The sequence below is a fragment of the Pseudomonas synxantha genome (assembly GCF_900105675.1).
GTDB classification, from domain to species: Bacteria; Pseudomonadota; Gammaproteobacteria; order Pseudomonadales; family Pseudomonadaceae; genus Aquipseudomonas; species Aquipseudomonas synxantha.
On record NZ_LT629786.1, the window covers coordinates 3,395,586 to 3,418,747 of the forward strand.

At 56.5% G+C, this 23,162-nt stretch carries 20 protein-coding genes; 9 read left to right on the top strand and 11 right to left on the bottom strand.

The genetic code is table 11. The features are described from left to right. Positions 1 to 29: 29 nt before the first annotated feature. Genes folE through BLU48_RS15750 form a run of 3 tightly spaced genes read left to right on the top strand, consistent with a single transcriptional unit; the run spans position 30 to position 1,786 of the window. Positions 30 to 587, top strand: coding sequence for a GTP cyclohydrolase I FolE (folE, locus tag BLU48_RS15740; RefSeq protein WP_057023781.1), 558 nt, complete (start codon positions 30 to 32; stop codon positions 585 to 587). Between the two features lie 4 nt (positions 588 to 591). Continuing rightward, entirely contained in the window at positions 592 to 1,083 is a 492-nt protein-coding gene (gene folB / locus BLU48_RS15745) for a dihydroneopterin aldolase (protein WP_231989052.1), read from the top strand. Next, the gene (locus tag BLU48_RS15750) at positions 1,037 to 1,786 is read left to right on the top strand and encodes a FadR/GntR family transcriptional regulator (RefSeq protein ID WP_057023610.1); all 750 of its coding nucleotides are present in this window, start codon (positions 1,037 to 1,039) and stop codon (positions 1,784 to 1,786) included. The genes folB and BLU48_RS15750 overlap by 47 nt, the downstream gene beginning before the upstream one ends. 3 nt (positions 1,787 to 1,789) lie before the next feature. Here the strand turns inward: BLU48_RS15750 and BLU48_RS15755 are convergent, their stop codons facing one another. From BLU48_RS15755 to BLU48_RS15770, 4 genes are all read right to left on the bottom strand, one after another. Then, on the bottom strand, positions 1,790 to 2,560 hold the full coding sequence (locus tag BLU48_RS15755) for a hypothetical protein (protein ID WP_057023609.1): 771 nt from the start codon (positions 2,558 to 2,560) through the stop codon (positions 1,790 to 1,792). Between the two features lie 156 nt (positions 2,561 to 2,716). Beyond that, entirely contained in the window at positions 2,717 to 4,042 is a 1,326-nt protein-coding gene (locus BLU48_RS15760) for a metal-dependent hydrolase family protein (protein ID WP_057023608.1), read from the bottom strand. A gap of 118 nt (positions 4,043 to 4,160) precedes the next feature. Continuing rightward, positions 4,161 to 4,946: an alpha/beta fold hydrolase gene (locus BLU48_RS15765; RefSeq protein WP_057023607.1), complete on the bottom strand. Its 786-nt coding sequence runs from the start codon at positions 4,944 to 4,946 to the stop codon at positions 4,161 to 4,163. Further along, the gene (locus tag BLU48_RS15770; RefSeq protein WP_057023606.1) at positions 4,943 to 5,824 is read right to left on the bottom strand and encodes a fumarylacetoacetate hydrolase family protein; all 882 of its coding nucleotides are present in this window, start codon (positions 5,822 to 5,824) and stop codon (positions 4,943 to 4,945) included. The genes BLU48_RS15765 and BLU48_RS15770 overlap by 4 nt, the downstream gene beginning before the upstream one ends. A gap of 156 nt (positions 5,825 to 5,980) precedes the next feature. Here BLU48_RS15770 and BLU48_RS15775 point away from each other — a divergent pair, with 156 nt between their 5' ends. After that, positions 5,981 to 6,688: a FadR/GntR family transcriptional regulator gene (locus BLU48_RS15775; protein WP_057023605.1), complete on the top strand. Its 708-nt coding sequence runs from the start codon at positions 5,981 to 5,983 to the stop codon at positions 6,686 to 6,688. Positions 6,689 to 6,698: 10 nt separating this feature from the next. Here the strand turns inward: BLU48_RS15775 and guaB are convergent, their stop codons facing one another. The 7 genes from guaB to BLU48_RS15810 all read right to left on the bottom strand — a co-directional run bounded on the left by guaB (position 6,699) and on the right by BLU48_RS15810 (position 15,481). Further along, complete coding sequence (gene guaB / locus BLU48_RS15780) at positions 6,699 to 8,159, bottom strand: IMP dehydrogenase (RefSeq protein ID WP_057023604.1); 1,461 nt, start codon at positions 8,157 to 8,159, stop codon at positions 6,699 to 6,701. 60 nt (positions 8,160 to 8,219) lie between these two features. Beyond that, complete coding sequence (locus BLU48_RS15785; protein WP_057023603.1) at positions 8,220 to 9,464, bottom strand: MFS transporter; 1,245 nt, start codon at positions 9,462 to 9,464, stop codon at positions 8,220 to 8,222. 7 nt (positions 9,465 to 9,471) lie between these two features. After that, complete coding sequence (locus BLU48_RS15790) at positions 9,472 to 11,676, bottom strand: TonB-dependent siderophore receptor (protein ID WP_082636664.1); 2,205 nt, start codon at positions 11,674 to 11,676, stop codon at positions 9,472 to 9,474. A gap of 36 nt (positions 11,677 to 11,712) precedes the next feature. After that, entirely contained in the window at positions 11,713 to 12,882 is a 1,170-nt protein-coding gene (locus tag BLU48_RS15795) for a siderophore-interacting protein (protein WP_057023601.1), read from the bottom strand. A gap of 2 nt (positions 12,883 to 12,884) precedes the next feature. Next, a complete protein-coding gene (locus BLU48_RS15800; RefSeq protein ID WP_167659870.1) occupies positions 12,885 to 13,631 on the bottom strand; it encodes a FadR/GntR family transcriptional regulator in 747 nt (248 codons plus the stop codon). Between the two features lie 207 nt (positions 13,632 to 13,838). Continuing rightward, on the bottom strand, positions 13,839 to 15,047 hold the full coding sequence (locus BLU48_RS15805) for an MFS transporter (protein WP_057023599.1): 1,209 nt from the start codon (positions 15,045 to 15,047) through the stop codon (positions 13,839 to 13,841). An 11-nt stretch (positions 15,048 to 15,058) separates the two neighbouring features. Next, entirely contained in the window at positions 15,059 to 15,481 is a 423-nt protein-coding gene (locus BLU48_RS15810) for a carboxymuconolactone decarboxylase family protein (protein ID WP_082636662.1), read from the bottom strand. Between the two features lie 87 nt (positions 15,482 to 15,568). Between BLU48_RS15810 and BLU48_RS15815 the strand changes: the two genes are divergently transcribed. From BLU48_RS15815 to BLU48_RS15835, 5 genes are all read left to right on the top strand, one after another. Next, on the top strand, positions 15,569 to 16,216 hold the full coding sequence (locus tag BLU48_RS15815) for a TetR/AcrR family transcriptional regulator (protein WP_057023597.1): 648 nt from the start codon (positions 15,569 to 15,571) through the stop codon (positions 16,214 to 16,216). Positions 16,217 to 16,323: 107 nt separating this feature from the next. After that, complete coding sequence (locus BLU48_RS15820) at positions 16,324 to 16,725, top strand: hypothetical protein (protein ID WP_057023596.1); 402 nt, start codon at positions 16,324 to 16,326, stop codon at positions 16,723 to 16,725. A gap of 560 nt (positions 16,726 to 17,285) precedes the next feature. Further along, entirely contained in the window at positions 17,286 to 18,419 is a 1,134-nt protein-coding gene (locus tag BLU48_RS15825; RefSeq protein WP_057023595.1) for an efflux RND transporter periplasmic adaptor subunit, read from the top strand. A 13-nt stretch (positions 18,420 to 18,432) separates the two neighbouring features. Further along, on the top strand, positions 18,433 to 21,567 hold the full coding sequence (locus tag BLU48_RS15830; protein WP_057023594.1) for an efflux RND transporter permease subunit: 3,135 nt from the start codon (positions 18,433 to 18,435) through the stop codon (positions 21,565 to 21,567). After that, entirely contained in the window at positions 21,564 to 22,994 is a 1,431-nt protein-coding gene (locus BLU48_RS15835; protein WP_057023593.1) for an efflux transporter outer membrane subunit, read from the top strand. Before BLU48_RS15830 ends, BLU48_RS15835 begins: the two co-directional genes overlap by 4 nt. Positions 22,995 to 23,162: the final 168 nt, after the last annotated feature.

Below are 23,162 nucleotides of genomic sequence, written 5' to 3' on the forward strand. Positions count from 1 at the left end.
TGCAGCTTCAGACATCTCAAGGTTTTTTCGTGAACGAACCATTGCAGCAACATTACCGTGGAATCCTGGAAACTCTCGGTGAAAACCCGGCGCGCGAGGGATTGCTCGACACACCTAAACGCGCAGCGAAAGCCATGCGGTATCTCTGCCATGGCTATGAACAGACCGTGGACGAGATTGTCAACGGTGCGCTGTTCAATGCCGCGACCGACGAAATGGTCATTGTTCGAGACATTGAGCTGTACTCGCTTTGCGAACACCACTTGCTACCTTTCATCGGTAAAGCCCACGTTGCGTACATCCCCACTGGGAAAGTGCTCGGGCTGTCCAAGATTGCCCGCATCGTTGATATGTTCGCAAGGCGCCTGCAGATCCAGGAAAACCTCACTCGCCAGATCGCGGACGCGATTCGCGAAGTGACGGATGCAGACGGCGTAGGCGTCGTGATCGAGGCTCAGCACATGTGCATGATGATGCGTGGTGTTCAGAAGCAGAACTCGATGATGCAGACCTCAGTAATGCTGGGCTCGTTTCGGGCTTCAGATGTTATACGCCAGGAATTTCTTCAGTTGATCCGCAGGAGCTGACATCGTGAGCAACGTAACGTCAGGGTTGGCCAGAATCGAAATCAACAACTTGAGCATGCGTGGCTACATCGGTGTGCTTGAGGACGAAATGCGCTACAAGCAAGATTTGCGGATCAGTCTGACCCTCATGTACGACGCCATCGAAGCAATGGAAAACAACGATATCGACGCGGCCGTCGACTACCAGAAGGTCGTAGACGCGTTGATGCCTCACGTGGAAAACGAGCGATTTGCCTTGCTGGAGCGATTGGCCCAGGAGCTGCTCGGTAAGGTCATGGAGTTTCAGACGATCGTGTACGCCAAGATCAAGGTCGAGCGTCTGTTAGCGCTGAGGTTTACCGACTCTGTTTCCGTGACACTCACCTCGCGCAGATCGACAAACCCGCGTGTGTATAATAAAAAAGATGGGATCTCAGGATCTATTGCTTTAGTCGAGAATGAATCAAACCATGGCAAAACTAGGTCAAACCCCCGTTCCGCGTCTCTCGCTGGTTGAGTCCACCATCGAAACCATCCGCTCGCTGATCGATCAGCGCGTCTGGAAGGTGGGTGAGTGCATACCAAAAGAAGCGGAGCTCGCCGAGCAATTCGCCGTCGGTCGAAATACCGTTCGTGAAGCGATCCGCGTGCTTTCGCACTCGGGCATGCTGGAAGTTCGCCAAGGCGATGGCACGTACGTACGGCGCGAGCTGGACCCTGCGCAAACTGTCAGCAAGCTGAACCGCTCCGGGTTACGGGACCACATCGAGCTGCAGTGCCTGCTGGAGTCCGAGGCTGCCCGGTTTGCGGCCAGGCGTCGTACGCCTGAAGACATAGCTCGCCTGAAAGCCGCCCTTGATGTTCGCGGTGAGTACACGACCGAAAGCATTCTCGATGAGTTTCTGGATCAGGACCGCGACTTCCATGTCGCGATCGCAACCGCCTCGCACAATGATGCCCTACAGGCCTTGTACGCCTACTTCAACGCCTCTATCCACAGCCATACCAAAAGCATTTTCTCGGATGCTGACCTTCCAGAGCCAAGTCTTGCCGATCACCATGCCATTCTTGATGCAATCGTTGCCGGTGACGAAGAAGCTGCTGCCTCTGCGGCCCGCAACATGCTTACGCCCTTGATCGAGAAACTCGACGAATTGCTGGGGACCCGCCCGGGGAATGCCAAGTGGATAAACCGGATCGGCGCTACCTTCTGGAAGTGACCATCACATAAACCATTTGAAAATGATGTTGGGGGAGATGCGCCCGTAGCGGTCTCCTCCGATGTCGTAGTGGTGAGTCTCCACTCTCACGCCTAACTGAAACGATCCGGCCTTGTCGACGTGCCAGAGCACTTCAGGCCGGGTGAAATACTCAGTGCCGTTATGGTCTGTGCCGTTGATCAATGACAGCAAGGTGAAGTTGAACTGCTGTCCGGCAATCTCCCATGGCTTTGAAATCAGGTACGAACGCCACAGCCAGTTGGGGTCGTTGTAGTTGGTGGTACGCCGCAGCAGACCTGATTCGAAATAAACGAAGCCTGGCACATCAAAGTTGAGCGAAAGGCCGTAGTTTCTTGAGCGGAAGTCGGCATAGCTGGCATCTTCCCAGCGCGCGATAAGCGACACATCCGTCACCGGCCCATACGCAAACGATTTACCGGTCATCTTGCCCAGGCTCAACCTTGGGTTTGCCACCAGCAGGCTCTGAGAGCTTTTCCCCGAACCGCCAGAAGCGGCACCTTCGCCCCCGACGTCATCGCCTTTGTACACCTCTGCGTCCAGATAGATATCGCCGTACTTGAAGGTACTGAAGTGTTCAAACTGGTAGGTCGTCAGGTTCTTGTCCGACGTACCTGTGCCGAGAATGGGGTCAGCCTTTGAATTGCCCGTGGCCATAACACTGAGAACGTTGAAATTGAATTCAGGGTAGTCAGCCGCGTACGAAAAAACGGGGAAACCGCACAACACTGCAGCAGGGATGAGTACTTTTTTCATGGTCTATCTCGATTGTTGTTGTTATGGAGACACACAGCTACACCGCACGCGGACGAGATCAGCGAGCTTTGGGCAAAGGGGTTTCAAGACCCTGATCCTGGGATCAGTGCCGGTTTATCTGATGGATTGAATCAAGGCGCCCGAAGGCGCCCCGTGTCAGGAATGCGCAGCTGCCATTGAATTTTTCTGGGCAGGCATGCGGTGGATGACAGCTCTCGGAGGCAGGATCTCGAAAGAGCTCTTGTGGATCGCGCCGTCCTTCATGACCAACGCAATTTTTTCAGGGTTTTGCAGGACCCGGATGTCTGCCAGCGGGTTGCCGGTGACCAGCATCAGGTCTGCGAGGAAACCTTCCTTGATCTGACCCAGCTCACCCCCTTGCATCATGATCTGGCCGCCGTAACGGGTGGCCGCGATCAACGCCTCCATGTTGGTCATGCCCAGATAGGTAGTGAAGTACTCGAGGTCCATGGCGTTGGTGCCGTGAGGCATCCATGCGAATCCGTAGTCACCACCGGGCAGCACTCGAATGCCACGCTTATGCATCTTCTGCAGCGTTTCACAGGCGGCCTCCAGTTCGCGCTTGTAGCCCATTTTTTCTGCGATCGCTGGGGTGATCCCATATTCGGATGCGTTGTAGGTGGTGCGAATCAACCAGGCCAGACCTGGCGCAACGAAGTGCTTTTCCTTGTTGGCTTCGAGCATGTCCAACGCTTCTTCGTCCGCGAAGCTTGCGTGGTAGATCATGTCGATGCCGTAACGCACGCATTGCTTGACCGACTCCGCCGAACGCGCGTGTGCAGCGACGCGCTTACCGAAACGCTTGGCTTCGGAAACCAGCATGGCGATCTCTTCCTCGGAAAACGGTGAAGTCTCCGCCGCGATGCCGGCAATGTATTCACCGGAGAGGTTGATCTTCAGGTGGTCGACCCCGTATTTGATGAAGGTCCGAACCGTTTTTCGGATCTCCTCAGGACCACAGCACAGAGCGCCGAAGTTAAGCTCAGGAAACGGCAGGTGCGGGAGCGTGTTGTCGCCCAATGCACCAATAGTGGAGACTTCCTGACTACCTGCGAGGTAGCGCGGTCCTGGAAACTGCCCCGCATTGATGGCGTTACGCAGAACAACATCAAGACGAGCCTTCGCGGCGGCTGCACCAATGCACGACGTCCACCCCATATCGAGGTAGCGCTTGGCGACACCGACACACCAGAGTATGTGTTCCTCCGGCGGCATCATCTGAATGGCTGCCAGCGAAGGTTGGTCATTCCAGGAAAAGTGCGTATGAGCCTCGGTCATGCCGGGCATCAGAAACGCACCCTTACCATCGATGGTTTTCGCATCGAGGTCGTGAAGCTTGGCAGTGCCACGGACAATACGTTTGATGCGATTGTCCTCAACCAGCACGCTGCCTTTGTAAGGCTTGTCACCGCTTGCGTCGAAAATGGTGACATTCGTGAATGCAATCTTATTGTTATGCATCTGAATTCTCCGAAATCTTTATTAGGGTTACACAGGGCCGAAACGATTGGCGGCTGTAGAAACTCTCCCGCTTGAAGAATGCCGGTCAGGCTTAGGCGAAGCCCGTCCGCCATGAAGATCACGCTATGGATGAATAGAACTGCTTGAGCTCGACCATGCACTGCACGGGTTTTTCAAAGGTCGTCCAGTGCCCGCACGCGTCCAACGTCACCATGCGACCATTGGACAGGCGCTCAGTGAACGCTTTGACGGCTGCAACAGGCGCGACGCCATCCTGATCCCCAGTCACCAGTAGGACGGGCGCTGTGATTTTTTCGACGGCCGCCGGTTGTGCTTTCGACAGAGCCTCACAACTCTGACTGTAGCCCTCTGCAGGTTGACGCATGATGCATTCGCGCACCAAAGCGACCACGGCGGGCTGACCGTCCTTGGTTTGCTGTGCCGTAGCGCCTTTGACGATCGCATCGGCAATTTCCTGCAGCGCTTCAACACCGCCGCTGCGGGCCAGGTCGGCACGGGCCTGAATGCCCGGACGGCCCGCATCAGGTGGAGCCAGCAACGGACCGAACAGCGCCAGGCTGCTGACCCTTTGTGGATGGCGCGCGGCAAAGTGAGCCGCAACGATGGTACCCATGGAGTGCGCGACCACATGAACCTTGTCGACCCCCAGCGCTTCCAAAACCTGCTCTGCAGTTTGCACGTACAGTTCAATAGAAAGCGCTGTATTGCCCAGAGCGGAGCGACCGCTGCCCGGCAGGTCGAAACGGATGACCTTAAAACCGTCGAAAGCCGGCAGAACAGAGGTCCAAGTATTAGAGGAACCGCCCAAGCCATGAATACACAGCAGCGGGGTGCCCTCCCCTGAAACCTCGACGGCGATGCCGTTCAGGAGTTGGGTAGTCACTCTGCCACCTCATTCTCCAGAGCGCCGATACCGGCGACTTCGATACGAACCACATCACCCGACTGCAGAAAGCGTGGAGGCGTAAAGCCAATACCAACACCCATCGGAGTACCGGTTACGATCACATCGCCCGGCTTAAGCTCGATGCCAGCGGAAATGGTTTCGATCAGGTGAGGGATGTCGAAAATCAGTTGACCGATGTTGGAGTTTTGGCGCAGCTCACCATTGACCCAGCACTGGATGGTGGCATCAGCAACGTTGACTTCATCAGCAGTGGCGATCCACGGGCCCATCGGTGCAAAACCATCGAGCGATTTGCCGAGGAACCATTGACGGTGGTTCTTCTGCAGGTCACGAGCGGTCATGTCGTTGACGATGGTGTAGCCAAACACGTGTGCGTAGGCGTCAGCCTTGGAGATGCCACGCCCTCCCTTGCCGATGATCACGGCAAATTCAGCTTCGTAGTCGAGCTGGTCGGTGACATCAGCGTGACGCGGAATTTTGTCATTGGTGGCAATGACAGTGTCTGGGGTCTTGGTGAAGACGACCGGGAATTCAGGAGCGATCTCGCCGTCTTTGGCGCTGTGGTCGAAACCGGACTTGCTGAACTCTGCCGCATGCTCGTGATAGTTCTTGCCGACACAGAACAGGTTGCGACGTGGCAGCAACGGCGCCTTGAGGGTAACGTCTTCCAACGATTGGCCTTCACCGCTCGGTACCAGGTCAGCTTTCAACTGATCCCACTGTAGTACCAATTGGTTCATGTCACCCGTGAAGCCGGAGATCAGGTCGGAAACAGGCCAGAAGCGTTCGGTTTCGCTGTTCACGACTACAACAGACAGCTCGCCGGCAGGGTTTTGAATGGTTGCGAGTTTCATTGTTATTGGTCCTCTTACGGTCTATTTTTGGTTCAACTGAAACCGAATATAGGACCACAAAAGAACCAATGCAACCATTTTTTTGCAGCATTAGACCAATTGGTATACCTTTCACTCTCATACACCCTCAACCCTCCTACCAAAAAGGCTTTCAGCGTGAGTGAAGCAGTGGCTCAAAAGTCCGTTCGTGCAGATGGCGCACGGAACTTGGCCAAATACCTAGTCGAAGAGATCGAAAGCGGCCGGCTTGCGGCGGGCCAGAAGCTGCCTGCCGAAAGAGAATTGAGCGAATCCTTTCAGGCGTCGAGGGGCTCCGTCAGGCGCGTGCTTTCCAATCTCAAGGAAATGGGGTTGATCACTCAAACGGTAGGCAGTGGGACGTTCGTCGCTGATAACGTAAGGCTCGTGATGCCTGTCGTTGAACACCGCACTTCGGCCGTCCAGACGAGCCCGGCCGAGCTGATGGAGGCGCGGCTTCTGATCGAAACCCAAATGCCGAGCCTGATCGTTCGCTATGCCACGGGCGCTGACTTCGAAAAGATGGACGAGTGCATCACCCGATCCGAAGCGGCTTCCACTATCGAGGAATTCGAGCACTGGGATGGCGCCCTCCATCAAGCTTTCGCAGAAGCGACCCATAACAGTTTTTTCCTGAAAATCCTTGAACTCACCACGCAGATTCGCGAAGAAGGCGAATGGGGGCGTCTTAAAAAGAACTCATTGACCCCGGAGCGGCGCAGTCAGTACGAAGAGCAGCACCGCGCGATCGTCGACGCGCTGCGCGACCGTGATGAAAAGCTCTCGCGCGAACTGATCGAAGGTCACTTGATTCAGGTCCAGCGCAACCTGTTCGGGCGCAACTAGACCCGCTTCATCACCCGAGGTAGTTCGGTGCCTGCTTGGTGATCTGCACATCATGCACGTGTGATTCCTGCAACCCGGCACCGGTGATGCGCACAAACTCGGCCTTGTCGTGCAACTGCGCAATCGATGCGCAGCCGGTGTAGCCCAATGATGAGCGCAATCCGCCAAGCAACTGATGGACAATGGCCGAAAGTGCTCCCTTGTATGGCACGCGGCCTTCGATACCTTCGGGCACCAATTTATCTACGTTCTGAGTGCTGTCCTGGAAGTAGCGATCCTTGGAGCCTTGCTGCATCGCGCCAAGCGATCCCATGCCTCGATAACTTTTGTAACTGCGCCCCTGGAACAACTCGGTCTCCCCAGGCGCTTCTTCCGTGCCAGCGAAAAGTCCGCCGAGCATTACCGTATGAGCACCAGCGGCCAGTGCTTTGGCTATATCACCCGAGAAACGAATGCCCCCGTCAGCGATGAGGGGCACACCTGAGCCGACCAAGGCTTCGGCGATATTGGCGACCGCCGAAATCTGCAATACACCCACGCCGGTGACCACGCGTGTGGTGCAGATGGAGCCTGGGCCGATTCCGACCTTCACAGCATCCGCTCCAGCCTCAATCAAGGCGAGCGCGGCTTCTGGTGTGGCAATGTTTCCCGCAATGACCTGTGCATCGGGATAGTGAGTCTTGATCCAACGTACGCGCTCGATCACACCTTTGGAATGCCCATGGGCGGTATCGACCACGATGGCATCCGCACCTGCCTTGATCAGAGCATCGACACGCTCGTCAGTGTCCGCGCCCACACCCACAGCTGCCCCAACGCGCAAACGGCCAAAAGCGTCTCGACATGCCATCGGGTGCTCAGTCGACTTCAAGATGTCTTTCACCGTAATCAGCCCTGTCAGCTTGTAGTTGTGATCCACGACAAGAACCCGCTCCAGACGATGCTGATGCATGAGCGCCTTGGCCATTGCGACACTGGTCCCATCGGTCACCGTCACAAGCCTGGTCTTCGGGGTCATGATCGATGACACCGGAGCATCAATTTCGGAGGCAAACCGCAGGTCTCTGTTGGTGACCACACCTACCAGCTGATGATTCTGATCGACCACCGGAAAACCCGAAATTTGATAGTCGGCCGCTAACGCGATAACCGTCCGAATGGCTTGGCCAGCAGCAACAGTGAGGGGATCACGAACGACGCCAGACTCATAGCGTTTGACCTTGGCAACTTCCAGGGCCTGCATCGCAACACTCATATTTTTGTGAATGAAGCCCATACCGCCTTCTTGGGCGAGAGCAATCGCAAGGCGCGACTCTGTCACCGTGTCCATGGCGGCCGCAGTCAATGGGATGTTCAGGCTGATCGTACGTGTCAGCCGGCTGGTCAGATTGGTGTCCTTCGGAAGGATTTCCGAATAGCCCGGTACCAGCAGCACGTCATCGAATGCCAGGACGTCTTGTTTGATTTTCATGGTTCAGCCTCTCAGCTCGGTCAACGACCAATAGAAATGGATTGGGGATAAATCATTTGGTCACGGTCTGACCTCACCCAGTGACGCGACTTCACGGCGAATCAGGAAAGACAGCACCAGCAAAACGCCGACGCACAGCGCGTAAAACACCGACCAGCTCAAATACGTGATAGCCGCAGGCACAGCCATCAGGGTCACCGTTGTGAGTAAACGGCTGCTCCCGCACAACACGGCATAGTCGGTTGCAGATTGGGCCTTGCTGGACCACTTGAGGATCAGGGCGTAGATGATCACCGACAATGCGCTGCTGGCCATTCCCTGCAGAAGCGCCCAGTGCATGACTGCTGAAGGTGAGTCGTCAGCAATGCTGATCACCGTTCCGGCCGCTGCCAGGGACGAAACAGCAACCAGCAGCAACAGTGATTTGACCGGGGCCATTCGCGACAGAAACGGCGCCACGACAAGCGCCGCCAAGGTGTTGGCAATCGGCGCGAGCGTTCCTAGCCCCCAGCCGATATCACTGAGCGCAACGCCCATCTCGACAAGGATCGGTCGCTGAAAATAGATCAGCGAGATGGTGGCGGTGGTTATAAGTGAAAGCAGGACAATCTGGCGCAAAGCGCCCGGCCGACTGAATGTGATCCACAGACTGGGCCGAGCGCGGCCAGTGGCTCGCGGTTGATCAGCGCGGGTCAGGGCTAGCACGGGGAGCAGCGTCAGGATCGGCAATCCCGCTGTTAGCAGGAAGGTGCCCGACCATCCAAGGCGGTCAAATGAACCGACCAGCACTCCACCGCCGATTAGACCGCCAAATGCCAGGGCAGCCACTTTCAGGCCCGCCGCCGTCGCTCTGTGGTTGGGGCCAATGATGTCCACAGCCAACGCATCGAGCGCCAGATCCATCGTCGCCACGGCAAAACAGACCGCCAGCCCCAGTGCGAACAACGTGTGGGCCAGGTAACCCTCTCCGAATGCAATAACGACCAAAAGCGCCGAACTGATGCACTGGGAGAGAGCAATCCAGCCGATCCGGTAGCTCAGCCAGGGCAAAGGTTTCCCATCAATCAACGGGGCCCAAAGAAAGGTCAAACCGAATGGAACATACAGCGCGATAACCCACCCCATCGACGCCAAATCGACGCCTCGGGACATCAGAATCGGCGGTACGCCGTATTCGAGCAGGCCGAAGCAGACACCGAATGAGACATAAAGCAGGCCGACCGCAAACAGCACCCAGAACGACCTGAATGCCCGATGAGGCTCTTGTGGCTGCGCGTCTGGCTGGGCGTGATTCAAGACATTCATTTCGTCATCACCATGAATATTTCAGACTGGCCAATGTCGTGCGTTCGGCGCCATAAAAGCAGCCGCCGGCCGAGAAGCAGGATGCGACGTAGTGTTTGTCGTTGAGGTTGTTGACGTTGACTGCTACCGACCAGCCTTTCAAAGCTGTAGACGCTTTGTTCAAGTCATAACGCAGTGCCGCGTCCACAAGCGTGTAAGCGTCTACGGAGATATCGTTGTTGGTGTCGCCGTAGGATTTACCGATATGGCGCAATCCGACTCCGGAAGTCAGGCCGTCAAAGGTGCCTCTGAAGGCGTAGTCAACCCAGGCAGAAGCCTGACTCAGCGGCACCGAGACCGGACGATTGCCCTCATTGGACTTGGTTGTGTCCTTTGTGACCTCAGGGTCAAGGATGGAATAGCCCGCCAGCAGGCTGATCTGGTCCGTCAGGTTGGCTCGACCTTCGAGTTCTGCGCCGCGTACACGAACCTCACCGGTCTGAACGTAGTAAAAGGCATTCCCCGGGTCCGTGGTACGAACGTTTTCCTGCTTGATCTGGAAGGCCGACAATGTGATGAAACTGTCCCACCCCACTGGCTGGTATTTGATGCCGACTTCGTATTGCTCGCCTTTGGTAGGCTTGAACGCCTGACCTTGCGCATCCGTGCCGACCACCGGTTCGAACGAGTTCGAATAGCTGGCATATGGGGAGATGCCATTGTCGAAGGCATACACCACCCCGACACGTCCGGTCAGCGCCTGATCGGATTGGTGGCTGTTGGTACCGGCAACTTTGTCCTCGGTCCGTGTTTTCGCCCAGTCCTGACGCAAGCCGGCAAGGAACGTCCATTGATCCCATTTGATCTGGTCCTGCAGATAGAGCCCCGTTTGCTCGGGCTTTTGTACCGTGTGACTAGTCAGCGCGGGTAATGCCGCCGATTGGGCATAAACGGGGTTCACATAGTTGATACCCGACACGTCATACGAGCGACCGAAGCGCATGCTGGATTGCGCCCGATCATACTCAAGGCCGATGAGCACCTTGTGCTGGAACGGTCCGGTATCAACGTTCGCCTCCAGCTGGTTGTCCACACTGAAGGTTTGCTGCTTCTCGATGCTGTGGTCCGCCAGCCGGTTGAGCTCACCCGCTGTAGTCGATGAATAAGGATTCACGTAATTGACCATGAACCCTTTGTATTCCGAGTTCAGATCCATGTAGCGGGTGTTCTGCTTGAACGACCACATGTCATTGAAGCGGTGGCTGAACTCATATCCGAACAGCGTCTGCTCGCGATCATAGGCATCGACTGACGGCTCGCCAGGATTGAAATGCCGTGAGATCTTGCCAGTGGCGCTGCCCGATACCGATCCCTGCGCTGGCACCCAGCCTGTGTAATAACTCGAAGGATCTTTCTGGTAGCTCGCCAGCAGCGTCAGGGAAGTGTCATCGTTCGGCCGCCACGTCAGGCTCGGCGCCACTGCAACACGCTGCTCCTGCGTGTGATTGATCTGAGTGTCGGCCTTCTTGGTCAGGGCCGTGATGCGATAACTCCAGATGCCTTGATCATCGATCGGGCCAGAATGATCCGTAGCGATTTGCTCACGCCCGCGACTGCCGGTCTGCACTTCGACTTCGTGCAATGGCGTATCGGTTGGCCGCTTGCTGACCATGTTGACGACTCCACCCGGACTTGCCTGCCCATAAAGAACGGACGCAGGCCCCTTGAGGACATCGATGCGATCAAGCAGGTACGAGTCGACAGCGGGAGTCGCAAGGTACTGGCCCGACTGCAGCGGCAGGCCATCCAACAGCTTTGAAAAATTAGCCAAACCGCCAAACCCGCCGAACCCTCGTATGAACAGGCCATCGAATAAACCGTCTGCACGGCTATCGGCAAAGACGCCTGGCGTGTACTTGAGGGCCTCAGCAACGGTCTGCGCTTTTTGCTGATCCATCTGGGTACGTCCCACTACCGATATCGACTGAGGGACTTCAGCGATATCAGTATCGGTCTTTGTGCCGGCTGCGGATTGCCGCGCGACCACCCCCTCTATTTCATCGTCTTGCGTGACCTGGGTTGCGTCGATCTGAATGTCGTCGAGGACCACCGCACCCGAACCTAGCTCAGACGCCACGGCTTTGACGGGCTCCTCTGCCAGGAGCACGCGTGGACTCAATCCCAAAACGAGAGCGAACGAAACCCCGCCGATGAATGTGCACCGGTTTTCCATGTCTTTTTTTCCGAGAGGTTGTGGGTGTTGTGTTGATTAACCGGCAGCCAGGTCGCGATGATCCTGCTCGCCACGCTTCCAATAACCCGCGGCATGGACTTTGCCCAGCTCAAAGCCGCGATCGCGCAGCAACTGCGTACGGATGCTGCGAATCACTGAAGCCTCTGCAGCAATCCAGGCGTCGCCGCCCGTGGTTGGAAGCGGGCTGTAGCGCAAGACCTCGCTGAGGGTCTCTGGCTCTTGCGTTGCGCTGCCGTTTCGGTAAATCCAGCGCACCCGAACCTTCGGCTGGATCTCAAGAAATTGACGTTCGGTCTCATCTGCCACTTCTGCAAACACATGGACTTCAAGGTCCGCTGGCAACTGACGAACGATGGCAGCAATCGCCGGCAAGCCTGTTTCATCCGCAGCCATCAACAGCCAGGATCGTGGGGTCGCGCCTTTGAAACCGCCTCGGGGACCCGCCAGTTGTAATTCGTCGCCTGGTTTTGCTGTCAACGCCCACTCGGACATTGGCCCGCCTTCATGCAACGCGATGTCGAAGGTCAGCTCTTTATTGATCGTGTCAAAGTTATGAATGGTAAATGCGCGGCCTATGGGCTGCGCAGTCCCGTCAGGCAGGAAAATCTTTACCCACTGCGCAGGCAGATCAGTCTCGAAAGTTTTGAGCGAGTGCCCACCCAGAACGATCCGGCGGACCTGGGGCGTCGGTTTATGAACCGATACGACTCTAACAGTGCGCATTGTCCTGTCGTCCTGAAACGGTATGACTTGAGACGCGGCGCCCGGAACCGTTCTTCCCGCCTGTAGCGGTGATCGGGTCTTCATCGCAATGCGCGCCTTGCTCAGGGCGGTCCCACAACTGTCCACCAGGCTTTTTAGCACCGGTGCAATTTGAGGGTCAGACTGATCCGAGGTATTGCTGAATTTGCGCGATGCAATGCCCAACGCTGCCAATAGATTCAACTCATCTCGCGAGACATAAGCTGACATCGGCCCCAGCAGGTAGAAATTCGGATCGGCCTTGATAATGACCGAGACGAGATCGGCGAACACAAATGTCTGTGCAGAGCTCAAGCCGATTTCTTCAAGGAAAAAGCCAGCCTGGGCAGGCCAGTTTCCTTCCCAGTTCAGCGCCCTGAGAGCCTTCAGCAAACGCAGTTCAATGGACGAGCACTGGTTGATGGAAAAGATCATTCTGGTCATGGTCATACCCACAATAAGCCGAGGCGGTCTGCCACGGAAATTTCGCAGCTGTCGCCGCCCAAAAAATCATTGAGCTGCGCGATGGTCGGCAGCAGCATTGCCTTCACGGCCGCAACTGAGGCCTGCTCATCGCCGTAGATGATCGACTCGACCACTTTTACGTGCGCATCAAGGTCCGGATCGAGCAACTGGCCATCGGCAAAAATGGCCAGGACATGGCTCCTGATCGACACGCTGAACGAGCGATACATCGCCTGTAGCGCGAGATTATGGGAGGCGATCGCGATCGCCATGTGGAGCTCGCGATCACGTGCAATAAAGTCGTTCAAATCATCATCAGCGCTGTATTCACCACGTGCGCCCAGACGCTCACGCAGACGGCGTATGTCATCCATATTTCGGCGACGTGCAGCCAGGCGAGCAGCCTCCACCTCAAGCACGTAATGCATCTCGAGATGGTCACGGATGCCGGCCCGATTGTGCTGGCGCCGTTCATCCACAGATTGAGTGGCTTGCCTGACGTACATCCCTTCGCCCGGGCGGAACTCCAGGAACTGCCAGTTCAGAAGCGTCTGCAGTGCTTGGCGGACGGTATGACGACTACCGCCGATTTGCTCAAGCAGCTCGACTTCGGTCGGTAACCGATCACCAATGCGGTAGGTCTGATTGGCGATCAAGCTACGGATCACGTCAATGGTGGACGCGATCCATCGACGGTTTTTTGCTGGACTGGCAAGAAGCGCTTGCATGGTCATCACCGAGAACAGGATTAATTGAGGATGATCCTAACATCCTATGTTTAACTCGACAATGAGAGGTATTCTTAAATAGTGAGATATTTGTTTTGGCCGACGAATAGCGTTGCGGTAACGATGACTGGTCTCGCCAGAACCTCTGCGGGAGTCATCAGTGTTGGTAAACCCGCCGGTACGCCCGATTGAAACTGAGGCCAGGCTTTAACACGCTGGCGTCTTTGAAGCGGCGCAGGCAAAAACAGAAGCACAGCCAAGAACAAGTGCGGCCATGACAACCAGACAGCCACCCAACCAGCAGATCCCGACCCAGCCCGCGACGGACCAGACCCACCCGCCGATCAGTGCTCCCATCGCCCCGCCACCGAATGTGACCCCCATGTACAGGGTGTTCAAACGGCCGCGTATCTCCGGGCTCAGGCCAAAGATCCGCGCTTGATTAGCCACCTGGCCACTTTGTAGACCGAAATCGAGAAGGTTGATCGCGATAACCAGCGCTATAACTGATGTTCGTCCCAGTGTCGCGGCCAGGAGAAAACAGGCAGCCATACAGACCAATGCGCAGGCATTGACTCTTCCTGGCCCCCATCGATCGGCGAGCCTGCCTGCCATCGGTGCGAGCAGCGCGCCTGGCGCGCCCCATAAACCGAATAAGCCAGCGGCGGCCGGGCCCAGCCCGAATGATGCGCTGGAAAGGTGAAACGCAAGGGTCGCCCACAGCGCGGAAAAACCTGCAAAGCAGCACAGGCTCAGCGCCATGGACAGTTGCAGTTCGCGATGACGAAACAGTGGAGGGAGCGACTTGATGAGGTGCCAGTAACCAATCCCCGCACCAGTGCTACGGGCGGGCAGATACCTTGGCAGCACGAAGAAAAGTACAGCGATCAGCAACGCTTCAAGCAGGAACGGCGCTCGCCACGAGCCCAAATATTCAGCCGCCAACCCCGAGAACGTCCGGGATAGAAGAATGCCTAGAATCAGCCCCGTACTGAGCTTGCTGACGATTCGCCCGCGAAATTCTGGGGCTGCCAGCGTTGTAGCCAGCGGAATGAGGATCTGGGCGACGACGCAGGTGGCCGCGATAGAGACGCTTGCCACCAACAACGCGGACAGTACAGGTGCCAGTGCAGCGGCAATAAGCCCCACGATGGTCAGCATCATCATCCGTCGTATGAGCTTCACCGGATCGCTGCCATCGGCGAGCGGCACCACAAACAAAATGCCAAGCGTATAGCCCACCTGCGTGGCCACGGCCACAAGTGCCGCTCGATCCGCCGCGATGCCAAATGAGCGAGCCATCTCTGCTAGTAATGGCTGGCACAGGTAGATAGTGGCAACCATCACCCCGCAGGCGAATGCCAGCATCGCCAATGTGCCGGAGCGACTGTCTTTCAGCGGGATTGAGGCAGACATGATGCGCCGACTCAGTTAGGCGATGCGTTGGCATCAAGCTCGGCAAACACTTCACTGGCCGCTTGCAGTGCTCCTAACGCGGTTGGCAGACCAGCAGCCATCGACACCTGGACTAATGATTCAACGATCTGCGCACGTGTTGCGCCATGACGCAATGCAGCAGGGATATGCATTTTGACTGCGCCCAGACCTGTAGCCCCCAGAGCCGCACAGGAGGCGATGATGATCAGCTCACGAGTCTTGATGTCCAGACCTGGACGGTTGTAGATCGCACCAAACTCCATCTCCACAATCAGCCGTCCAAAGCCCGGCGCGAGGGGTTCGACATTGGCCACAAACTGTTCGGCGGTGATGCTCAGGGATGAGTCAAACGTCTCTGCTCCCAATGCATACAAAGCCTGAAGAGTGGACGGGTTGCCATGGGAAGTAGACATAGGTAAAACCTCTGATTGAGCGCTTTTAAAAACTAGACTGTACTGTCCAATCTAGTCAAGCGCGTTCTTTCTGAGATTTTTTTGCCTATGTCCGCCACCTCTCCCTCTCTGTTCGACGAGATGCTTTCTTCCGAGCACAGCACATCCAAACAAGACGCGATTCTTGCAGCTGCAGGTCGTATCTTCATTCAGCATGGCTTTGAAGGCACCAGCATGGAGCTCATTGCCAAAGCTGCTGGTGTCGCCAGGCAAACGCTCTACAACCGTTTCCCGGATGGTAAAGAGGCCTTGTTTGGTGCAGTAGCCGAACGGATGTGGCGTGCGTTCCCAGTGATGGACATTGCGAGCGACGAGGAGGCATTGGCCAATCCCGAGGCGGGATTGCGAACCATTGGTCGAGGGGTCGCAGCGTTTTGGGCCCCCCCCCTTGCAGTGGCTTTTCTACGGATGGTCGTTGCTGAAGGCCCACGATTTCCCGAGCTGACTCGCCGCTTTTTTGAAGTCGGTAAAACACCTGCGGTCAGCGCAGTACGTAACTACATCGCGGAGCTCGGTCGTCGTGGCAAGCTGGCCATCGACGATCCGGAATTAGCCTCGCAGCAGTTCTTGGGAATGATCGACGAGACCGTGCTCTGGGTCCGGATCATGGGTGATCCACGGGAGCTGAGCGTGACTCATACCAACAAGGTCGTGGATCAGGCTGTCGCCATTTTTCTGCGCTACTACTTGCAATAAGTGCCCACCCATCAACTGAGAATAAATCTCATCGACTTCTATAAAGATAGGATGTTAGGATCAATCCACTGCCGACTTTACGAGGGGTATAACCCTCGGGAGATATCATGGATTTCTACCTGCACGATGTGTCTGAATTTCCGTTTGTAGCATTGCGCTCTGATCGCTGTCCGCCCGGATATGCCGAACAATGGGGCAAAGAGATGGATGCCCTCCTGGACAGCAACCGCGTGTTCGTCGTGGCGTTCGAGCCAGAGGCACTGAACGAAACCTCAGAAGACTTTCGCACCCGAGGCATTTGGTTCAAGAAGCATCGCCACCTGCTGCCTGGGCGGTGCGCTGCCATGGTCGCAATCGTTCCCTCATCCGAAGAGCGCGCGGCAAACGCCGATGACATGGCGCAGCGATCTAGAGGATTTGAGGTGTTGTACAGGGCGATGGCCTCATTCGAGGCAGCCGAGCAGGCAACCGCCGAACTGATTTCAGATAGCCAATCGCGCATCACCTGAGCACAGCCTTGCGCGCATCGATGTATCAAAATCAAGAAGTCGGAATGAACGCCCCTTTGAACATGACACACAGGGCGTTCAGGGTTGATTTCAAGTGGTGCGTGCTTTTCAGCGCCTGACGCAAACACTCAACGATCAAACCGGTGAAACAAACCTGCAGGATATAGCTGGAACCTGTACGTCTTAATTGTCGACCCGCTCACCTCTGCTCACGCCATGTCCCAGTAGAGCCGCCGCCACCAGATTTTGGCGAGTAAGCTCTGCGTCCCCAGCACTTTTTCTAGCCATTTCAATCATCTACTCAGTTTAATTTTCATCTGAAGATCCGGCTCACAAGCCCCACCCACTGGAGCTGAGCCGCAAATAACCACACCATCCACAGGGCCAGTTAAGAACTTTTCTCATCGACGATATAAACATGGGATGTTAGGATCTATTTTCTGTTTCGCTTCACCCTCTGCTTGGTCAATGCCTGCCATTGGCCTGTCGACCTGAATTCGCACGGTTCTCGAACGGATTCCAAGTCTCTGTTTTGAATATCCTTTTCAGGAGATACACGAGTGAACTGCCTTTGGCCTACACGTGCCTTGCACATCCTCCCGCTCACCGCCTTGCTGCTCGCTGGCTGCCAAAAGAGTGATCAACCCGTCGCGCAAAATCCGGTCACCGAGGTCGGCATATACACCATCAAGTCACAGCCATTGATGCTCATCACCGACCTTCCCGGCCGCACGTCAGCGTACCGAGTGGCAGAAGTTCGCCCACAGGTCAGTGGGATCGTGCAGCAACGAATGTTTAGCGAAGGCACCGAAGTGAAGAAGGGGCAGCAGCTCTATCAGATCGACCCTGCGACCTACAAAGCGCAGCTCAATCGGGCTGAGGCCAATCTGACCAGCGCCCAGAATCTGGCCGAGCGCTACGACCGACTCCTCAAAACCAACGCCGTGAGTCGTCAACAGTACGACGACGCATTGGCAGCGTGGAAGCAAGCGCAAGCGGCCGTTCAGGTTGCACGTATCGACGTGCAATACACCAAGGTGCTTTCGCCGATCACCGGACGGATTGGCCGCTCCGCAGTGACTGAGGGTGCGCTGGTCACCAACGGACAGTCCCAGGAGCTGGCGACCGTTAACCAGCTTGATCCGATCTATGTCGACGTGACCCAACCCATAACCCGAATCCTGGCCCTGCAGCGGGCGTTGGAATCCGGCAGCCTGCAAATGGCAGCCAAGAATCAGGCACAGGTCACGCTTACCCTCGATGACGGAAGCGCCTATGCGGTCCCCGGGACGCTGAAGTTTTCAGAAGTGAGTGTCGACCAAGGCACTGGCTCGGTCACGTTGCGAGCGGAATTCCCCAACCTTGACCGCAAACTGTTGCCTGGCATGTTTGTGCATGCACAGCTCAAAGAAGGCATCCAGCAAGAAGCGAAGCTGGTGCCACAAGCGGCTGTGATCTTTGACAGTCGCGGCATGGCTAATGTCTGGGTGGTCAAGCCGGACGACAGCGTTGAACTGCGCGAACTCAAAACCGTCCGCACGGTGGGCAACACCTGGCTGGTCAGCGATGGCATTGAACCGGGGGACAAGGTTGTTACGAAAGGCATTCAGCGCCTGCGCAGTGGCAGCAAGGTGAAAGCGGTCGAGGCCAGCGACACCAACCTCGTTGAAACCTTCAGCACCGCCGCCAACTAAGGATACTTTCAGAATGTCCCGTTTCTTCATTGATCGACCGATCTTCGCGTGGGTGATAGCCCTCGTGATCATGCTCGGCGGTGCTCTAGCAATCCGTTCACTGCCAATCAACCAATACCCCAACATCGCTCCACCTGCGGTGCAGATCAGCGTCACCTACCCAGGTGCATCTGCGCAGACCGTGCAAGACACCGTTGTTCAGGTGATCGAGCAGCAGCTCAATGGCATGGAGGGTTTACGTTACATCACCTCCAACGGCAATACCGACGGCAGCATGCAAATCATCGTGACCTTCGATCAGGGAACCAACCCCGATATCGCTCAGGTGCAGGTGCAAAACAAACTGCAACTGGCAACGCCGTCACTGCCAGAGGAAGTCCAGCGTCAGGGCATCCGAGTGGTGAAATACCAGGTCAACTTCATGTTGATCGTGGGCTTGGTCTCAACCGACGGTCACCTCAACGGCTTCGATCTGGGCAACTTGATCGTTTCGAACATGCAAGACCCCATTTCCCGCACCAAGGGTGTGGGTGACTTCCTGTTGCTGGGTGCTCAGAACTCGATGCGGATCTGGCTCGACCCAGCGAAGTTGAACAGCTACCAGTTAGTGCCTCAGGACATCATCGATGCCGTGAGCACGGAGAACGTTCAGGTGTCGTCCGGCTTGATCGGCGGTTTGCCTGCCAAGAAAGGCGTGCAACTGAGTGCGACGGTAATCGGCAAGGTGCGCATGCGCACGGCCGATGAGTTCAAGCAGATCCTGGTGAAGGTGAATCCTGACGGCTCCCAAGTGCGCCTACAGGATGTCGCCGAAGTCTCGCTGGGTAGCGAAAACTACTCGATCTTCAATAAGTACGACGGGGCTCCATCGGCAGGCATTGCACTGCGTTTGGCCACTGGCGCAAATCTTCTGGACACTGTTGATCGTGTTCACGAGACAGTCGACCGAATCAAACCGTACCTGCCCAAAGGCGTCGAAGTTATCTATCCGTACGACACCTCACCGGTAGTTGCGGCGTCGATTGAATCTGTGGTTCACACCTTGTTCGAAGCCATCATTCTGGTCTTCCTGGTGATGTACCTGTTCCTGCAGAACCTTCGTGCCACCTTGATTCCAACGCTCGCAGTGCCTGTCGTTCTGCTCGCGACATTCGGGGTTCTGTTCGCCTGTGGCTTCACGATAAACGTGATGACCATGTTCGCCATGGTACTTGCGATCGGTCTGCTGGTAGACGATGCGATCGTTGTAGTGGAGAACGTTGAGCGCTTGATGGTTGAGGAGCATCTTTCGCCCAAGGAGGCGACGCGCAAGTCGATGGACCAGATTTCCGGCGCATTGGTGGGTATCGGGCTGGTGATCTCGGCGGTGTTCCTGCCCATGGCTTTCTTTGGGGGATCGGCCGGCATCATCTACCGCCAGTTCGCGATCACAATCATCTCCGCGATGGGGTTCTCGGTACTGATCGCCTTGATCTTTACCCCGGCGCTCTGCGCAACACTGCTCAAGCCTCATAAAGCGGGTGCAGGTGAGAAGAAAGGATTCTTTGGCTGGTTCAACCGCACGTTCGAGCGAAACACGCAACGTTATCAATCGGGTGTCAGCGCGATGCTTGGCCGGCGCGGGCTGTTCATGCTCGTGTACCTGGTCTTGATTGGCGGGGTAGTTTTCCTCTTCACCAAAGTGCCGAGTTCATTCCTTCCGGATGAAGACCAAGGGGTATTCGTCGTGCAGGTTCAGTTGCCGGCAAACGCCAGCTCTGAGCGCAATGAAGAAGTGCTTACCGAGGTTCGTGACTACCTGGCCAAGGATGAGAAGGACAGCGTTGCGTCGTCGTTTACCATCAATGGCTTCAACTTCGCAGGACGCGGGCAGAGCTCCGGGCTAGTCTTCGTCAACATGCGCCCGTACGAAGAACGTCGAGATCCTGAGCGCTCGGTGTTTGCCGTCGCAAAACGCGCTCAGGCACGATTTGCCAGCATCAAGGAAGGCGACGTCATTGCGGTCGTTCCTCCGGCCATTTTGGAGATGGGTAACGCCACAGGTTTCGATATGTTCCTGCAGGATAACGCGGGGGTTGGACATACCGCGCTCATGGCTGCGCGCAACCAGTTTCTCGAAATCGCTGCGCAAGACCCTGTTCTTGCCATGACCCGGCCTAACGGCATGAATGATGAAGCCCAGTACCAGGTCATCATCGACAATGAGAAGGCTCGGGCCCTTGAAGTGTCGATCGCAGACATCAACCAGACCATGTCCGTTGCGTGGGGCTCCGCCTATGTAAATGACTTCATCGATCGCGACCGGGTAAAGAAAGTCTATGTTCAAGGTAACGAGGACTCCCGTCTCTCGCCTGAGGACTTCGATAAATGGTACGTGCGTAACGCCAAGGGCAACATGGTTCCCTTCTCGGCGTTCGCGACCGGCAAATGGGTCTATGGCTCTCCCAAGCTCGAACGCTACAACGGCATCCCATCGATCGAAATTCTTGGGCAACCCGCGCCGGGTTATAGCACCGGTGATGCCATGCGATCCGTCGAGCGTATTGCCGCTCAGTTGCCTGCCGGCATCGGGATGGCCTACACCGGACTGTCCTATGAAGAGCGGCAGGCCGGCTCCCAGGCGCCTGCGCTTTATGTGCTTTCACTTCTCATCGTGTTCCTGTGTCTGGCAGCCCTCTACGAGAGTTGGACGGTGCCCGTTTCGGTGATGTTGGTTGTGCCGCTGGGCGTACTTGGCGCGGTTGCTGCAACGCTGTTGCGCGGCCTATCGAACGACGTGTTCTTCCAGGTGGGGATGCTCACCACCATGGGCCTCGCCGCCAAAAACGCGATCCTCATCATTGAGTTCGCCAAAGACCTCTACGAGCATCAAGGACGCACGCTGATTCAAGCCGCCACCGAAGCTGCTGGCCTGCGATTGCGCCCGATCATCATGACGTCAATTGCTTTCGTGATGGGTGTCCTGCCGTTGGCCCGAGCCCATGGGCCCGGCAGCGGCAGTCAGCACTCCATCGGTACTGGCGTCGTTGGCGGCACGCTGGCCGCAACCTTCCTTGCCATCTTCTTCGTCCCGCTGTTCTACGTCGTGGTGATGAAGCTGTTCAGCAAAACGGCCAAAAGCGAAGTGGTTGAAGGAGAACAAGCATGAGACTGAACCACTTCACCTGTGCGCTGATCGTTGGCTTCGGGCTTCAGGGATGCTCTCTGATCCCTGAAAACATCCAGCCTGCGGCGCCGGTACAGAATCAATGGCCACAAGGTCCTGCTTACCAGACCAAGGGGAGCAGCGCGCAGATCAAGGCAGTTTCTGGGTGGAAGCAATTCTTTCGCGACCCGGCAATGAGCCAACTGATCGAGACCGCGCTGATCAACAACAGAGACCTGCGCCAAGCCGTACTGAACGTGCAGGCCTACCGTGCTCAGTACAGGATCCAGCGCTCCGAGTTATTCCCGTCTGTGGATGTGAATGCTGACGGCTCCCGGCAACGCGTACCATCAGACCTTTCCACCACAGGCAAAGCCGGGATCGAGAGCCAATATGGCCTGAACGTCGGGATTACGTCTTACGAACTGGATGTCTTCGGTCGCGTTCGCAGCCTTGAGCGCAGTGCGCTGGAAAACTATCTGGTAACAGAAGAAGCCCAACACAGTGTGCAGATTGGCTTGATTGCAGACGTCGCAACGGCCTACATCACCTGGAGAACGGATCAGGCTTTGCTGAAGGTCACGCAAGCCACGCTGGACAGCTATGGCAACAGCCTTTCGCTGATTGATGCCAGCCATCTGGCGGGCACGGCATCGGCACTGGACGTTCGCCAGGCGCGAACGCTTGTGGATGGCGCGAGGGCGCAAATGTTTTTGTACACCCGCCAAGTCGCCCAAGACGCCAACGCATTGCAATTACTGCTGGGGGCCCAGCTCCCCTCCTGGGTCACTGATGCGCCGCTGGGCAGAGACGTTCTTGCCGAGATCCCAGCAGGTTTACCCGCGACGCTCCTTCAACAACGGCCTGACATCCGCGCAGCCGAGCACGACTTGCTGGCAGCCAATGCCAACATCGGCGCAGCCCGAGCAGCGTTCTTCCCAAGCATCCGTCTGACTGCAACAGCGGGGACTACGAGTGCAGAACTTGATGGGTTGTTCAAAGGCGGATCAGGCAACTGGAGCTTTTCGCCGCAAATCAACATTCCGATCTTCAACGGGGGGCGGCTGCGCGCGAACCTGGACTACGCACAAATCCAGAAAGACATCCGTGTAGCCAAGTATGAGAAAAGTATCCAGACCGCTTTCAGAGAAGTCGCCGATGGACTGGCTGCGCTCGGCACGTATGACGGCCAGCTCCAGGCGCAGCGTGATCTGGTGCGTTCCAGTCAGGAGTACTACGAGATGGCGAAGCAACGGTATAACGAGGGGGTCGACAACTACCTGACGTTGCTCGACGCCCAGCGTGAGTTGTTCTCGGCTCGCCAGCAATTGCTGACCGATCGTCTGCAGCAACTCGATAGCCAAGTGCAGCTTTACAAGGCTCTTGGAGGTGGCTGGAGCAAAAACGGTGTGACGACTTCCAACCGCTAATACCCACGATCAGCAGATTGGCCAGGGACGGCGATCGGCTGAAATTCAGGCGTTTTTTCATGCCCCGTACCTGAGTCATCCGAAGAATCAAAAAGCAGCAGGCATCACGGCGAGAACAACAGCGCGATCTACGCGAGGAGCGAGAACGCCCTGCGCCGCCGAAGATAC